Source organism: Eionea flava, from assembly GCF_055393785.1.
The window spans coordinates 374,017-388,282 of record NZ_AP036018.1; the positions used below are offsets into that span (position 1 = coordinate 374,017).

At 43.4% G+C, this 14,266-nt stretch carries 15 protein-coding genes and 1 other RNA gene; 8 read left to right on the top strand and 8 right to left on the bottom strand.

Annotation, left to right across the window (positions count from 1 at the left end; all coding sequences use genetic code 11):
• Positions 1 to 135: 135 nt before the first annotated feature.
• Both ACZ5O6_RS01695 and ACZ5O6_RS01700 read left to right on the top strand, forming a co-directional pair.
• Positions 136 to 933, top strand: a complete 798-nt coding sequence (locus ACZ5O6_RS01695; RefSeq protein WP_447092209.1) for a 4'-phosphopantetheinyl transferase family protein — start codon at positions 136 to 138, stop codon at positions 931 to 933.
• 178 nt (positions 934 to 1,111) lie between these two features.
• Complete coding sequence (locus tag ACZ5O6_RS01700) at positions 1,112 to 2,026, top strand: sulfite exporter TauE/SafE family protein (protein WP_447092210.1); 915 nt, start codon at positions 1,112 to 1,114, stop codon at positions 2,024 to 2,026.
• A 127-nt stretch (positions 2,027 to 2,153) separates the two neighbouring features.
• On the opposite strand, the gene speB is transcribed toward ACZ5O6_RS01700, so the two are convergent.
• The 4 genes from speB to speA form a co-directional block, all read right to left on the bottom strand.
• On the bottom strand, positions 2,154 to 3,041 hold the full coding sequence (speB, locus tag ACZ5O6_RS01705) for an agmatinase (RefSeq protein WP_447092211.1): 888 nt from the start codon (positions 3,039 to 3,041) through the stop codon (positions 2,154 to 2,156).
• 98 nt (positions 3,042 to 3,139) lie between these two features.
• Positions 3,140 to 4,345: a carboxynorspermidine decarboxylase gene (gene nspC, locus ACZ5O6_RS01710; protein ID WP_447092212.1), complete on the bottom strand. Its 1,206-nt coding sequence runs from the start codon at positions 4,343 to 4,345 to the stop codon at positions 3,140 to 3,142.
• 2 nt (positions 4,346 to 4,347) lie between these two features.
• A complete protein-coding gene (locus tag ACZ5O6_RS01715; protein ID WP_447092213.1) occupies positions 4,348 to 5,586 on the bottom strand; it encodes a saccharopine dehydrogenase C-terminal domain-containing protein in 1,239 nt (412 codons plus the stop codon).
• A complete protein-coding gene (speA, locus tag ACZ5O6_RS01720) occupies positions 5,583 to 7,511 on the bottom strand; it encodes a biosynthetic arginine decarboxylase (protein WP_447092289.1) in 1,929 nt (642 codons plus the stop codon). The genes ACZ5O6_RS01715 and speA overlap by 4 nt, the downstream gene beginning before the upstream one ends.
• Before the next feature lie 359 nt (positions 7,512 to 7,870).
• Between speA and ACZ5O6_RS01725 the strand changes: the two genes are divergently transcribed.
• Positions 7,871 to 8,146: a restriction endonuclease gene (locus ACZ5O6_RS01725; protein WP_447092290.1), complete on the top strand. Its 276-nt coding sequence runs from the start codon at positions 7,871 to 7,873 to the stop codon at positions 8,144 to 8,146.
• Positions 8,147 to 8,417: 271 nt separating this feature from the next.
• On the opposite strand, the gene ssrA is transcribed toward ACZ5O6_RS01725, so the two are convergent.
• Positions 8,418 to 8,812: a transfer-messenger RNA gene (gene ssrA / locus ACZ5O6_RS01730) on the bottom strand.
• 284 nt (positions 8,813 to 9,096) lie between these two features.
• On the opposite strand from ssrA, the gene ACZ5O6_RS01735 reads away from it, so the two are divergent.
• Entirely contained in the window at positions 9,097 to 9,612 is a 516-nt protein-coding gene (locus ACZ5O6_RS01735; protein WP_447092214.1) for a DsbE family thiol:disulfide interchange protein, read from the top strand.
• A gap of 23 nt (positions 9,613 to 9,635) precedes the next feature.
• Here ACZ5O6_RS01735 and smpB read toward each other — a convergent pair whose 3' ends face one another.
• Positions 9,636 to 10,112, bottom strand: coding sequence for an SsrA-binding protein SmpB (gene smpB / locus ACZ5O6_RS01740; protein WP_447092215.1), 477 nt, complete (start codon positions 10,110 to 10,112; stop codon positions 9,636 to 9,638).
• Positions 10,113 to 10,283: 171 nt separating this feature from the next.
• Here smpB and ACZ5O6_RS01745 point away from each other — a divergent pair, with 171 nt between their 5' ends.
• From ACZ5O6_RS01745 to ACZ5O6_RS01755, 3 genes are read left to right on the top strand one after another with little or no spacing between them, the layout of a single operon-like run.
• The gene (locus tag ACZ5O6_RS01745) at positions 10,284 to 11,645 is read left to right on the top strand and encodes a sodium-dependent transporter (protein ID WP_447092216.1); all 1,362 of its coding nucleotides are present in this window, start codon (positions 10,284 to 10,286) and stop codon (positions 11,643 to 11,645) included.
• 4 nt (positions 11,646 to 11,649) lie between these two features.
• Positions 11,650 to 12,081, top strand: coding sequence for a type II toxin-antitoxin system RatA family toxin (locus ACZ5O6_RS01750; RefSeq protein WP_447092217.1), 432 nt, complete (start codon positions 11,650 to 11,652; stop codon positions 12,079 to 12,081).
• Positions 12,082 to 12,119: 38 nt separating this feature from the next.
• A complete protein-coding gene (locus ACZ5O6_RS01755; RefSeq protein ID WP_447092218.1) occupies positions 12,120 to 12,434 on the top strand; it encodes an RnfH family protein in 315 nt (104 codons plus the stop codon).
• 26 nt (positions 12,435 to 12,460) lie between these two features.
• Here ACZ5O6_RS01755 and ACZ5O6_RS01760 read toward each other — a convergent pair whose 3' ends face one another.
• Entirely contained in the window at positions 12,461 to 12,784 is a 324-nt protein-coding gene (locus ACZ5O6_RS01760) for an outer membrane protein assembly factor BamE (protein WP_447092219.1), read from the bottom strand.
• Between the two features lie 94 nt (positions 12,785 to 12,878).
• On the opposite strand from ACZ5O6_RS01760, the gene fur reads away from it, so the two are divergent.
• Entirely contained in the window at positions 12,879 to 13,286 is a 408-nt protein-coding gene (gene fur, locus ACZ5O6_RS01765) for a ferric iron uptake transcriptional regulator (RefSeq protein WP_447092220.1), read from the top strand.
• Between the two features lie 58 nt (positions 13,287 to 13,344).
• On the opposite strand, the gene ACZ5O6_RS01770 is transcribed toward fur, so the two are convergent.
• Entirely contained in the window at positions 13,345 to 14,145 is an 801-nt protein-coding gene (locus ACZ5O6_RS01770) for a 2OG-Fe(II) oxygenase (RefSeq protein WP_447092221.1), read from the bottom strand.
• Positions 14,146 to 14,266 lie beyond the last annotated feature (121 nt).

Sequence of the window (14,266 nt, forward strand, 5' to 3'; positions counted from 1 at the left end):
TAGGCGAGTTTAAGTCATGTATGTCAACGATTCAAGAATATCGATGGATTATTCTGTATAGTATTTAACTCTTACGAAGCGATAAGTTGTCTTTTCGAAGATTCTTATATAATCATATTGCTGTCTGACGTTGCCATGTCCAAACCACTTGACCCCCTATTGTCATCAATGACTTTGAAGCCTAATGAGGTTCACTTGTGGGTAATCAATGAGTATGACGCATTAGTCGCAAATATGTTTGATGTATACCTGTCATTGTTATCGCCCAATGAATTACACCGATTGTCAGGCTTTTCATCAGAACAGCGTAAACAGCAATATCAAACAACGTATGCAGCATTGAAATCGATAACTAGTGCTTACATCCCGGTTGCTAGCCGAGATAATATCCAGTTTGTGGCTGATCGCTTCGGTAAACCTAGGCTGATTGATGAGTCGATACCTTTACAGTTTAATTTGTCTCATAGCGAGGGGCGAATTGTCATTGGTTTTGCGGCTCAGCAAGCAATAGGTATAGATATAGAAAAAATACAGGCTAGGCGAAATATGCGAGCTATTGCAGAGCGCTACTTCCATAGTGACGAATGGGAGAACCAGGTGCAGCAAGATGCTTTGGGGGCAGAGCGCTATTTTTACAAACTCTGGGTATTAAAAGAAGCATTTATCAAGGCAGAGGGTAAAGGGTTTGCTATACCGTTACATCAGTTTTATTTCGATTTCTCCAAAATGGACGCCCCTGAATTAGTTCAGTTATCGTCTAAGCGTTATTCTAAAAAGAAATGGATTTTTCAACATCGGTTTTTAGAGTCTAATTATAGTCTGGCGTTTGCATTAGAAGCGATAGAAAATAATAGCAAAATTAAGGTTGTTGTTAGACAATATATTCCTCACTATTCTGTATCAATAATGAATAATTTTAGCAGTAAAAAGTAAGCTTAACTATATTGTTGCTTTTGTTCGATATTCTTAATGTTACGTTTTCGCTAGTTCGCTTAATGGTGAATGTAGATTAATTAGAATCACCCATAACCTCTCTTATTTGACAATGAAATCTGTGTATTTACTCCGGCAGCACTTTTTATTTTTTGGGCTATTACTGCTTTTATTTTTTTTGTGGATTTATAGTGTTCATGCTGAAAGTCTTTGGTATTTGTTCCATGATTACTGGCATTTAAGTATTACTATGTTGTTTGGCTCTTTTGTGGCAGGAAGCACCCCAACAGGAGGGGCTGCCGTCGCTTTTCCTGTATTTACCAAGTTGTTTCAAATTTCTTCCTATGAAGCCAAGGTGTTTGGGTTAATGATTCAGTCCGTAGGCATGTCGATGGCATCAGCTTATATATTTATATATAAAGTGCGTGTGCTGCCAAAAGTGATTGTTTTTGTTTCATTAGGTGGTTTAATCGGGATTTTATCCGGAACCTTATTTATTAGTGTTTCAGGTAGTGTTCCGAAAATTATTTTTTCATATTCCGCTACCTCATTAGGCGCGGTACTTATTGTTCAGTTTTGGTATTTCAAAAGGCCTGTTTTTTTTAATGTCAATGTTTGGGATATGAAAATAAGCAGTTTATTTTTTATTATCGGTATTTTTGGGGGAGTATTTAGCGGGGTAACTGGGTCGGGAATTGATATGATCACGTTTATAGTATTGGCTTTGGCATTTGGTATTCATGAAAAAGTCGCTATTCCAACATCTATTGTTATTATGGCTATTAACTCTTTGTTTGGTTTCTTTCTGCATGGTGTCATTAAGCAAGATGTTGGTGTTGTCTGGAATTACTGGATAGTGTGTATTCCCGTTGTTATTTTGGGGGCCCCTCTAGGTATGTTTGTCATTGCTAAATTAAAAAGAAGTTTTATATTATTTTTTTTACTAACATTGATTGCTTTTGAGTTAATAACAACATTAATATTTCTTCCATTTGACTCGACTTTTATTCGTGTTTCTATTTGGACGGTAGTTATATTGGTGCTGTCTTATAGCGGTCTTATCTTTCTTTATCACAAACGTGTTGGGCATTAAAACTGTATTTTTTGCATCAGTAATAGATTTTTGAAAGTTGTTATGTCTTATGTTTGATACTTTTAGAGCCCTTGTTGTTGGTATGTACTAATGATGATCTGTATCGCTCGCGAGCTAAGGTGTGTACTTAAGAATTATTCGTGCGCTGTACAATGCCCATTAATTTATAACTTAGCAGTGCTGCTGCAAAATCGTAGGCGTGAAATCCCTTTAGTGGCGAAAATTCCATAATATCGAAACCGATAATTTGTCGTTGTTTTGCGACAGATTCGAACAAATTTAGGGTTTGATACCAGCTAAGACCGCCGGGTACAGGAGTGCCGGTTGACGGAAACACGGATGGGTCGAGGCCATCAATATCAACGGTGAAAAAAACATGGTTGGGAAATTCGCTGGGCAATTGAATATGTTGAATTGCTTGAGGCACGATGTCATCGGCATCGCTGTAATAGATGTGCGGGTTGCTTTCCCGAATGGCTTTTTCTTCCTCACAATAAGCTCGAATACCTAGCTGATACAGAGGGATACCTTCATCACAGATGCGCTTCATGACGGAAGCGTGACTCAGAGGATCACCTTCATAGGCTTCACGCAAATCGGCATGTGCGTCTATCTGCACGACACCGAAGTCCTTTATGCCGGCATCAAGATAGCCTTTGATCACACCGTAAGTTACCGTATGTTCGCCTCCCAACACCACGGGCATACTGCCCGTATCAAGGATGCGCTTGACTGCCTTGGCAATATTGTCGATAACTGTTTCGGCTTTACCGGAGCAGTCGACCGCAGCGCAGGTATGAATGCCCAGAGACGAGGGGTTGGATTGGCCGTCCCATGTTTCCAGTTGATCGGATGCATCCAATATGGCGGCAGGGCCTTTTGCTGCGCCCGATCCATATGAAACCGTCTTTTCATAGGGCACAGGTAGTACGCAAAAAGCGGCTTGCTCGATGGGGCATTGATCAATTTCTGAAGCTAGATAAATATTGGTTGGGGTTTGCTTATCGTTCATCATACTGCTCTTTTATCATTCTTATTTTAGCCAGCGAAAAATCACGCATGACTTGTTCAGCGGTTCCTTATCTCTCATTGCTAAGGTGTCGCGCAATGCGCTCACGAAAGCCGATTTTTAAAGTCATCATAATCAAATTCACGCACAATTCGTAAGTCATCGGTGGCCGAATTCCAGATCGCAATGGCCGGTAATTGGGTGCCATTAAAAGTTGTGGTTTTAACCATGGTGTAATGGGCCATATCCTCAAACATTAAGCGATCACCAATCGCTAACGGTTTGGCAAAGTGGTAATCCCCCATCACATCACCTGCTAGACAGGTCAGACCGCCCAAGCGATACGTGTGTGACGCGGTGTGATGAGGTGTGCTGTTTGCTTTCACCTCACCGATAATATCTGCTCGATAAGGCATTTCTAGTGTATCGGGCATATGACAAGTAGCAGAGGTATCTAAGATCGCCTGAGGCAACTGATTGAAACTGATGTCTAGCACTTCAGAGACCAGCACGCCCGTGCCGATAGCGATCGCTTCTCCCGGCTCTAGGTATACTTCCATTGGGTAGCGTTGTTTAAATTGCCGGATACAATCGACAAGACTGTCTAGCGAATAGTCTGGGTGAGTGATGTGATGGCCGCCACCAAAATTGACCCAATCCATTTTAGCTAATATCGTTGAGAACTTTTCTTCCACCGCCGCTAAGGTGCGTTGCAAGGGCAAAAAACCGTGTTCACAGAGTGTGTGAAAGTGTAGCCCTGAGATTAAGGTAAAGGCTTCTCGAAAACCCTCTTGCGCTAAATATTGATCCAGTTGTGTGCGAGTCACCCCTAAGCGCGAGCCTTCTGCACAAGGGTCGTAGAGGTCAATCGTGCCTTCTGAGTGTTCCGGATTAATGCGCAAGCCAAATTGTAGTTCTGGACGTTTTTGCTTTGCCTGAACACAGATGGTTTTAAACCTCAGTAATTGTGAACAACTGTTGAAAACAATATGGTCGGCAAACTCTAGCAGCTGGGTAAGATCTTGCTGAGAAAAGGCGGCGGAGAATACATGCACTTCACCGCCGTAATGGGCTTTACCCAGTTTGGCTTCATATAAGCCACTGGCGCAGCTACCTGATAGATACTGTCGGCTTAGTGGTGCGAGTGACCAAAGTGAAAAAGCCTTAAGAGCCTGTAATACTTTAGCGCCACTGCGTTGCTCCACCTCGTGCAATATTTTTAGATTGCGCTCAATGGCGACCTCATCAACCACAAAGCAGGGAGATGGCAAACGCTGTAGATCTAGCAGAGTAAAATCGGTGAATTGCATACTTAATTGATAGACTCTTCATCAAGGCTGAAAGCGTCGAGTTCAACCACTGTCCACGGGAGTCCGTAGTGGTTCATCGCTTCCATAAAAGGGTCGGGGTCAAATTGCTCTATGTTAAAGACGCCGGGCTCTAGCCACTGCTGCTCAAGCATTAGCTTTGCGCCAATCATTGCAGGTACTCCGGTGGTGTAAGATATCGCTTGTGACTGTACTTCGCTATAGCAGCGCTCGTGATCACAGATTTGATAACAGTACATCACTTTTTTCTTGCTGTCTTTGATACCTTGCACAACGGTGCCAATACAGGTTCTACCTTTGGTTCTGGGGCCAAGGGTAGAAGGATCGGGTAGTAATTTGGCTAGGAATTGAATGGGAACAATTTTCTGCCCTTCATACTCTACTTCATCAATTCCAGTCATACCGACATTCTCTAGTACTTCCAGATGCTTGAGATAGTTATCTGAAAAGCTCATCCAGAATTGGGCACGTTTGAGGCTGGGATAATGCAAAGCAAGTGACTCCAGTTCCTCATGGTACATACGGTAAATATTGTAGGTGCCTACTTCTTCAGGGCACGTAAAAGAGGCTTTTTTGCTCATGGGTGGTGTTGTTATAAATGAGCCATCTTCCCAATGTCTACATTCTGCGCTCACTTCACGAATATTAATTTCAGGGTTGAAATTGGTCGCAAAGGGGTAGCCGTGATCACCGCCATTAACATCAATAATATCCAGTGTATGAATTTCATCGAAATAGTGCTTTGCTAAATAAGCGGTAAATACATTGGTGGCGCCGGGATCAAAGCCGCTGCCCAGTAAGGCGGTCAGACCCGCATTCTTGAACTTTTCTTGATAGGCCCACTGCCATTTGTACTCAAATTTGGCCGTATCTATCGGCTCATAATTGGCGGTGTCCATATAGTGAACCCCTGCCGCTAGGCAGGCGTCCATAATATTTAAATCCTGATACGGTAGGGCGACGTTAATCACCAAAAATGGTTTTTCAGTTTGCAGCATCGCGGTTAATTCAGGCACATTGTCGGCATCAACCTGCGCGGTACGAAGAGTGATACCAGTGTTCTTTTTAACGCTTTCAGCAATCGCCCGACATTTTGATTGCGTTCGACTGGCGAGAAGAATTTCAGAAAATGTTTCCGCTTGTTGTGCGCACTTATGGGCAACCACATTACCGACACCGCCGGCACCGATAATGATTACCTTCTTCTGGGTAACGTTAGTCATTCGTGATCCTCTTTCTCAAAGTAAGTATAACCATCAAGACTGGCTTTAAAGGCCTTCATCATTTGTTTGCGTTTTGCTGGAGTGATTTTTCCTTGCTTAATCGCTTTTTCTGCCCGTTGGCGAAATTCTTCGGTCATTATTTTAGTATCGTATTCCACGTAAGAAAGCACATCGGCAATACTGTCGCCGTGAAATTCACGTACAAAATCATAACTGCCATCCGCATTAATATGTACACTGACCACATTAGTGTCGCCAAATAAATTGTGTAAATCCCCCAGTGTTTCCTGATAGGCACCCACCAAAAAAACACCAAGATAATATTCTTCACCGTCATTCATTGAATGTAATCGTGTGGTTCCTCTCACGCCGCTGGCATTGGCGAAGTGGTGAATCTTGCCGTCGCAATCGCAAGTAATATCGGCAATTAATGCATCTCGATCCGGTTCTTTGTGTAACCGATGAATTGGCATCACCGGAAACACTTGGTCTATCGCCCAAGCATCGGGTAAAGACTGAAATAGACTGAAGTTACCATAATAGGTATCGGCTAATACTTCCGGTAGCTTGTCCAACTCTGGTGAGTGTTTATGGGTGTTTTTGAGTTCTGCCGCCACCTTTTCTAGTACAGCCAAAGTGATGTTATCGGCCATGGCTCTATCGCTTAAGCTGACTTGGCCACGTCGAAATAGCTCACGGACTTCGTCACGATAAAACAATGCATCGTTATAGCACTCCTGAAAATTATCGGCGGCGACAGACTGATTAACCTGCCATAGATTACTGACCAGCTCATGGCTGTTTTTTGGCAAATTATCCGGCAGAGGCACGGGGCGATGATCGCGAACATCAAGTACGTTAAACAGCAGCATGGAAGAGTAGGCGACGGTAGATCGGCCAGACTCAGAAACAATAACTGGGTGTGGAATGGATAGTGGGTCAAGACACTCGCAAATCGTTTCAACAATATTTACGCAATACTCATCGAGTTGGTAATTCATGCTGTGGTGGTGATTACTGCGAGTGCCTTCATAATCCACCGCGAGACCACCGCCGAGATCAAGAAATCCCATCGGTGCTCCTTCTTCAATCAAGCCATTATAGAAGCGGCAGGCTTCCAGCACGCCGCTGCGAATATTACGGATATTCGGTATTTGTGATCCTAAGTGGCAATGTAATAACTGCAAACAATGCAGCTTATCACTCTGCTTAAGTTGCTCGACCACCTTGATCAGCGAGGCGGTTGATAAACCAAAAATAGAACGATCGCCACTGTCTTCATTCCAGTGCCCATCGACAACCACGGAGGGGCGAATGCGCACGCCTAATAAAGGTTCTATGCCGAGCTTATGGCTGCACTCAAGAATAGTCGGTAATTCTGAAGGTGTTTCCAGCACAAAAAAGCATTGTAGGCCCATTTCTTTCGCGTGAAGCCCCAGCTCGATAAACTCTGAGTCTTTGTAGCCGTTACAAATAATCAAGCTTTGCTCATCTTTGAGTTTGCTCAGGGCAACTATCAGCTCGGCCTTACTGCCTGCCTCAAATCCATGATGATAGGCTGCGCCATAGTCTGAAATTTCCTCAATGACATGGCATTGCTGGTTGACCTTGATAGGGAAGACACCGCGATAGACATTCTGGTAATTGTAATTATTGATCGCGCGCTTAAATGCTTCATTCAAGGCTTTAATACGATCATCTAGCAGGTTTTCAATACGTAGAATGCTCGGCATTTCGATGCCGCGTTCTTTCATGCCTTGGATAATATCGAGCAGGGCAACCTGGCGAGTTTGATCGCCCGACGGCAGTTGTACGACTAGTTCACCGGCAGAAGAAATATCAAAATAGCCTTCCCCCCAGTCGCGCACACCATAAAGCTCAAGGCTCTGGGCTGTCGACCAAGACGGGTCGTGTGAACTGTTCATCAATGGCGGTGTAGATTGAGGCTTAAGTACCATCAAACATTCCTCACTATAATGGCGTCTATTTGTGGCAGCTAACTATGAGCAATAAGGCCAGAAACAAAACGTCGCTGTATGCTTGTGTGTCTTCTTATTAGCAAGAAAACGCTTGGACTAGGAGTGTATAAATCCTCTAGAGAGGTTTAAAAAGTGGGCGAATTTTAGGCATAATTCAGCAGAAATCAAGAAAAATATAAGGTGGTTCGTATAGGTGTTTAGAAGCTGGGCTAAATTGGGGTTCTGCTCAAGTATCGCCGCGCAAATGTGTTGAAATAGTGGTTCTATTGCGAGTGTGAAAGTTGATCCTACATCATTAACGATTTATTAAACTTGAAGAGCTTGTTACGCATATATTGGTATGTATGGGCTATAAAGCACGGGTATCTTCAAGATTTGGCGATGGTGGCGTGGATGTTACTGCGTATAAAGGTGAGCTAATTTTTGCCCGCCCCATTATTAAAGTGCAATGTAAAAAGTCTATTAGCTCTAACGGTGAACCAGAAGTGAATAAACGGCTAGGAGCATTGGGCGAAGGCGAATATGGTTTGTTTTTAAGCTTGAGCTCGTATTCACGACCAGCCAGATTGTTAGAGAAATAAAGCCAAGTTGCGTCTAATTGATAGGGGTGAATTAGTCGATGTAGCGCTAGAATATTATGCTAAATTACCACTTTAGTACCGTGTAGTATTGCCATTAAAACAAATTTATGTGGCAGATTTGACGTGATTTTTGATGGGGCATCGGGGCGATGTACAATTAAAAAATCATAAAGAATTTGATGTGTGATTCTGATCTCCGAGCTCAAACTAAATACTCATTGTTCAAACAATAAAAAAGCCCCAACCTAATAAAAGGTTGAGGCTTGTTAAATGGTGGAGGCGGGGGGATTTGAACCCCCGTCCGTCAGCACTCCGTCCTCGGCTCTACATGTTTAGATTCCGTTAATTAATTTAACCGCATACAGCCCAACGGGCAGGACGTAATTGGCGATCTTAGTTAAGGTTTAACAGCGCAACCCTAAGCGTGAATTGCTGCGATTCTGTTCTATATGACAGTCAATAGCGCGATACAGACACCTTGCTAAAGACCGCTAGGACCGAAGTCACTAGAAATGGGTTTCAAAAAACTGCTTACGCAGCTAGTTGAGCACCATCGTAGTTAGCATCATTTGCAACTATAAATTTGCAGCTTTGGATTTACGTGATTGCTACCTTCACGACATGCACCTTGGGTTTTGTCACCGGCGTCGAATCCTAATCGCCCCCTTTTCTTCGCATAACCGCCAAATACTGCGTTGCGCCACGGTCTCAGAAATGCTCATGGACTACGACCACCATGGACGGTGGAAGTGCAGGTTATGCAGGAGCAATCACCTGCTAGTCCACTGCGTTTTCTTCGCCTTGCGCGCCTTGTCTTTGGCGATTCTGCTTCGAAATATTTTCTTCGATATTGCCTTTGCTTAAGGCGGTCAGTTATTCTACTTGGTCTGTAATGGTTTCGCACGCTTTGTGTGAGACTTATTTTTTGTGGGCTCTGTTAAGGTGAGGATATGATTCGAGGCTTGGGTTTGATCGCGGTGCTATTGGTAGTTATGCTTGCGGCAAGAGTGCTGATGCTCACGCCAGAGCCTATAAGGGTCTCCAGTGGTATGGTTGAGGCGATACCTGATTTTATGTTGGTTGACGGTATGACCGATGAAGTCATAAATCGTGGCGATATTATTGGCGAGAAGTTCTTGTTAAATGTATGGGCTACGTGGTGTGTTGCCTGTCGAGAAGAGCATGACTTTTTGATGGTGCTGGCGAACCAAGATGTGCCAATTTTGGGTTTGTATTATCGAGATGCGCCTCAATCTGCTATTGAGTGGCTAGAAACCAAAGGTAATCCTTACCGTAAAAATGTGCTCGATACACGAGGTATGCTGGCCGATAAGTTTCCCGTGCGTGGAGCCCCAGAAACTTACTTTATTGACCGTTATGGCTATGTGGTTTATAGGCATTCGGGCATCATTAATGCAGAAAACTGGGCAAATGAATTGTCGGCCATTTATCAGTCTATGAACTAAATACGCCGTGTGTGCTTACGGCGCTATCTTTGTGTATGCTGCATAACTCGTTGCTTTTGGCGATCCCAATCTCTTTCTTTTTCTGTTTGACGCTTATCGTGTTGTTTTTTACCGCTGGCAATAGCGATTTGGCATTTAACCATGTGTCGCTTCCAGTAAATGGCTAGAGCAATGGCAGTATGGCCTTTTTGCTCGGTAGCAATTTCCAATTTACGAATTTCTTTGCGGTGTAACAACAGCTTTCTTTGTCGATTAGGTTCGACGACAAAATGAGTTGATATTGTATTAATGGGTTGGATTTGCGCATTTAGGAGCCAAGCTTCGCCATTTTTCAAAAAAACATAGCTGTCGGTAATTTGCCCTTTACCTGCGCGTAGGCTTTTGACTTCCCAGCCTTGCAGTGAGAGTCCCGCCTCTATTTTTTCGTTAATTTGATAGTCAAAGCGCGCACGTTTATTTTGTGCGATGGTATTGTCGAGTGTTTTGGGTTTCTTAGCCATAGCCGTAAATTATAGCGTCTGCTGTCCGCGAAGGATATATTTTTGCTACTGACGGTCTCGTTTTATGCGTGTTAAGATGCCATTGTGCCGCCATAAGCGGTTTGATTAAAAAAATAGGGTACTTATCCGTACTTCATATAATAACAAAACGAGTTATCTCGGGAGAATACAATGGATATTCAGCAGAAAACAAATGGTGTCTGGGGCACCCGTTGGATCTTTATTTTGGCGGCTACAGGCTCAGCTGTTGGTCTAGGTAATATTTGGAAGTTTCCTTACATTACGGGCGAAAACGGTGGTGGTGCGTTTGTATTGGTGTATTTGGCGTGTATTGCGTTAATTGGTATTCCCATCATGATTGCAGAAGTTATGTTAGGGCGCCGCGGCCGGATGAGCCCAATTAATAGTATGTTACAGCTTGCTCGTGAGTCCAACGCATCTCGTTGGTGGGCAAGTATTGGCTGGTCAGGTATTTTGGCGGGTGTGTTTATTCTTTCTTTTTACAGTGTGATCGCCGGTTGGGCGTTACATTATATGTCGTTAGCCGCCGGTGGAGATTTTCATCAAATTACCGGTGAAGCATCGGGTGCAGCCTTTTCGGGTTTGCTTGAAGATGTTGGTTCGTTGATCACATGGCATACCGTATTTATGGTTGTAACCTTAGGTATTGTGATGGCCGGTGTTGTTAAGGGCTTGGGTAAAGCTATTTCTGTGATGATGCCGCTACTATTCGTGCTATTGCTTATTATGTTGGGCTACAGCGTGTTGGAAGGTAACTTTGCTGAAGGATGGAATTTTCTCTTTGCTTTCGATGCTTCAAAGCTTGAATGGAATTCAGTATTGGTGGCATTGGGTCATGCTTTCTTCACATTAAGTTTAGGTATGGGCGCAATTATGGCGTATGGCTCGTATATGCCAGAAGAGAAAGTTTCTATTGGTAATACGGTCATCATTATTGCTGTGCTCGATACACTCATTGCGCTAGTAGCCGGTTTGGTTATCTTTCCAATAGTTTTTGCTAGCCCGGGCATTGAGCCGGGTGCGGGTCCGGGCTTGTTGTTCGTGAGCCTTCCAGTGGCGTTTGGTAATATGGCGGGTGGTCAGCTATTTGGCTTTATGTTCTTTGCGTTAGTCGCATTGGCAGCATTAAGTTCAGCGATCTCTATTATTGAGCCTACCGTTGCTTGGTTGGTTGAAAGTCGTTTAGGGTCGCGCATTAAAGCGACACTTGGGCTAGGCTTTGCGATTTGGCTAGTGGGTCTGGGAACCGTCTTTTCTTTCAATCATTGGGCTGATTACACTTTGTTCGGTAAAACCTTCTTTGATAGTTTGGATTTCTTAACGGCGAATATTATGTTGCCGCTAGGTGGTTTGCTGATTGCTATTTTTGTGGGCTGGTTTATGAAAACGGATGCCATTGTTGATGAGCTTGGGCCTATTGATCAGGGTGGTTATAAATACTGGTTGCGTACGTTGCGCTATGTTTCCCCAGTATTGTTAGCTATCGTTTTTGTGATGACATTAATAGGTTAATGATATGGTGACTATTGCGCGCTCTGCGTTGGTTGAATATTCGTCCCAACAAATGTTTGACCTGATCAATGATATAGAGGCTTACCCGCAGTTTATGTCTGGGTGTCTCGATGCAGTGATCATCGCACAAGCAGAAGATAGTGTTGAAGCTCGGCTAACATTAGGGAAGTCGGGTTTTCAACAAAGTTTTGTGACGCGCAATACTCTGATTCCTCCTAGCACTATGTTGATGCATTTTGTCGAAGGCCCATTCAAAACATTCGAAGGGCGTTGGCAGTTTGATCATTTATCCGATAAAGCCTGCAAGGTTAGTTTGCACTTGCAGTTTGAGTTTGCCAGCCCCATATTAGCGATGACATTAGGTTCGTGGTTCGAAAAAAAGGCCAATCAGCAAGTCGACGCCTTATGTCAACGAGCAGATGATGTATACGGCTGATTGTTAATATTGCCTTAATGGCTAACGTGGTAAGACAAATGCAAAACAGTGAAATGATAGAAGTAGAAGTCGCTTATGCATTGCCGGATAAGCAAAAGATATACGGTTTGCTTGTTGAGAAAGGGACGACGGCACTCGCAGCAGCAAAGCAGTCAGCAGTGTTAAAAGACTTTGGAGATATCGATCTAGATAATGCCAAAATGGGCGTATTCGGGCAAACGATTAAAAAGCCTTCTGCTCATGTACTTCAGGCTGGCGAGAGAGTAGAAATCTACCGCCCGTTAATCGCCGACCCTAAAGCAGCTCGCAGGCAGCGAGCAGAAAAAGCGGCGTTGAAAAAAGGTGACGGCTAGTTCTCTCGTCCGGAGGCCATCTTTTTTTAATTGCTGTGTTCTATTATCTCTGAAACCACTTCATCACTAAAAACGATGGTGATGTGATGCTCTATAGAAGTTCCCTCGCTCGTATCTACACTGTAAAAATAATCCCAGCGGTTTTGGTTGAAGGTATCTACTAATAATGGAGATCCTAATATGCGCTGTACTTGGCGTCGATTCATCCCTAAGCTAATCGATTCTACTTTCTCTTCTGTAATAAGATTGCCCTGCGGTATATCGATACGATAAGAGCCAGGAAGCAAGCTGGAGCAGGCAGACAGCAATAAGACAACGGCTAAGGTAGTAGCAGAAGAGAAAATTTTCATTGTTAGGGTTCCACCTAGTAGTGCGATCATAGATAATGATGAGATGAATCGCTAATTTGACGTAAGCAGAAAAAAAACGCAAGGGTTTAATGGTATGTCGACTGAAAATAATGAGTTACGTAAAGCAGGACTTAAAGTTACTCTTCCGCGAGTAAAGATACTGCAGATATTAGAAACCTCGCGTCAGCGTCATTTGAGCGCTGAAGATGTTTACAAAGAGTTGTTAGATTCTAACGAAGATGTGGGTTTGGCTACGGTCTATCGTGTATTGACCCAATTTGAAGCAGCGGGGTTGGTCGAACGCCACAACTTTGATGGCGGGCACTCGGTATTTGAATTAGATCGCGGCGAGCACCATGATCATATGGTTTGTGTCGAGACCGGTAAGGTTATCGAGTTTCATAACGAGCAGATAGAAATGTTACAGCAGCAGATCGCCCAAGAAAGTGGCTATGAGCTTGTTGAGCATAATCTAGTTCTTTATGTGAAGCCGGTAAAATAAATTTTGCGTTTTTGGCTATACCGCAGGTATTAAATTCGCCTAGCGGTAATAGCCTTGCTTATCCTTTGATGATAGCGGAAATTTTCTGCTTTATTCGTTTCAATATGCTGGGGCGCCCAAGCTCATCTCTTCTTCCTTTTTCATCGACAAAAACAGTACCGTGATTGCCTTTTAATTGAAGCTCGTCTTTATCAACGGTGTAGTAGTAGAGAGCGAGTGATTTTCTTGAGCGGTCGGGTGGGCATGTCAATGGTTCTGGGTGCCCATGAAAGCTGGTGCCGGTAGTATTAAAGATCGCCATGCGGTTAAAAATAGGTAGTATTTTTGCTTTCTTTGCCCCTTTGGGGTCACTCCATAACTCAAAATGTCCGCCAAATGATTCTTCCCAGTCTTCATTTAAGTAGACGAGTACATTAATTCGACGGTGTAATTTTAAGTGTTTGTTTTGGTTGAAGTCCGTATGAATACCTAATTTTCCACCGGGTTCAATTTTGTGTAAGCCCCCGCCTGCTAAATATGGATCGGCAATTAATCGTTCAATGCCAGTTAACTTTTCTAAAAATGTTAAGAAGGTGCCGGAATTTAAACTATGAATAAAGGCACGCGTATTAGGCCCTAGACTATCGTCTTTACTTAGCTGTAATTTTTTCTCGTACTTAGTGTCGTATTCTTTCCACTCTTCTTTAGTCTCAAACTCATTCAAAATACCGTGCAGTATTGAGGGGTTAAATACGTTGTCGAATACGCCATGAGCATGTGGTTGCGCATTTTTATAATGCTCATGTTGCTCTTCGGCGAGTTGATAAAGTTTCTCTGTCGGTAGAATGTCATTGTAAGTGGACATGTCTATAGTGTTCATGGAAAGCCTTTCTATTAAGAATGGATAAGAGCGAATGTGCTACGTGCGTTCACCTTCGCTGATTACATGTGATTATTATAGCTCTTCCGGATAAGTCCATATATCGATTCGATCAAATAAG

What these genes read in the sequence shown, in the direction of transcription:
- ACZ5O6_RS01695 (WP_447092209.1), top strand. Translation starts at nt 136, where the DNA reads ATGTCCAAACCACTTGACCCCCTATTGTCATCAATGACTTTGAAGCCT.
- speB (WP_447092211.1), bottom strand. Translation starts at nt 3,041, where the DNA reads ATGATGAACGATAAGCAAACCCCAACCAATATTTATCTAGCTTCAGAA.
- nspC (WP_447092212.1), bottom strand. Translation starts at nt 4,345, where the DNA reads ATGCAATTCACCGATTTTACTCTGCTAGATCTACAGCGTTTGCCATCT.
- ACZ5O6_RS01715 (WP_447092213.1), bottom strand. Translation starts at nt 5,586, where the DNA reads ATGACTAACGTTACCCAGAAGAAGGTAATCATTATCGGTGCCGGCGGT.
- speA (WP_447092289.1), bottom strand. Translation starts at nt 7,511, where the DNA reads ATGAACAGTTCACACGACCCGTCTTGGTCGACAGCCCAGAGCCTTGAG.
- ACZ5O6_RS01735 (WP_447092214.1), top strand. Translation starts at nt 9,097, where the DNA reads ATGATTCGAGGCTTGGGTTTGATCGCGGTGCTATTGGTAGTTATGCTT.
- smpB (WP_447092215.1), bottom strand. Translation starts at nt 10,112, where the DNA reads ATGGCTAAGAAACCCAAAACACTCGACAATACCATCGCACAAAATAAA.
- ACZ5O6_RS01745 (WP_447092216.1), top strand. Translation starts at nt 10,284, where the DNA reads ATGGATATTCAGCAGAAAACAAATGGTGTCTGGGGCACCCGTTGGATC.
- ACZ5O6_RS01750 (WP_447092217.1), top strand. Translation starts at nt 11,650, where the DNA reads ATGGTGACTATTGCGCGCTCTGCGTTGGTTGAATATTCGTCCCAACAA.
- ACZ5O6_RS01755 (WP_447092218.1), top strand. Translation starts at nt 12,120, where the DNA reads ATGCAAAACAGTGAAATGATAGAAGTAGAAGTCGCTTATGCATTGCCG.
- ACZ5O6_RS01760 (WP_447092219.1), bottom strand. Translation starts at nt 12,784, where the DNA reads ATGAAAATTTTCTCTTCTGCTACTACCTTAGCCGTTGTCTTATTGCTG.
- fur (WP_447092220.1), top strand. Translation starts at nt 12,879, where the DNA reads ATGTCGACTGAAAATAATGAGTTACGTAAAGCAGGACTTAAAGTTACT.
- ACZ5O6_RS01770 (WP_447092221.1), bottom strand. Translation starts at nt 14,145, where the DNA reads ATGAACACTATAGACATGTCCACTTACAATGACATTCTACCGACAGAG.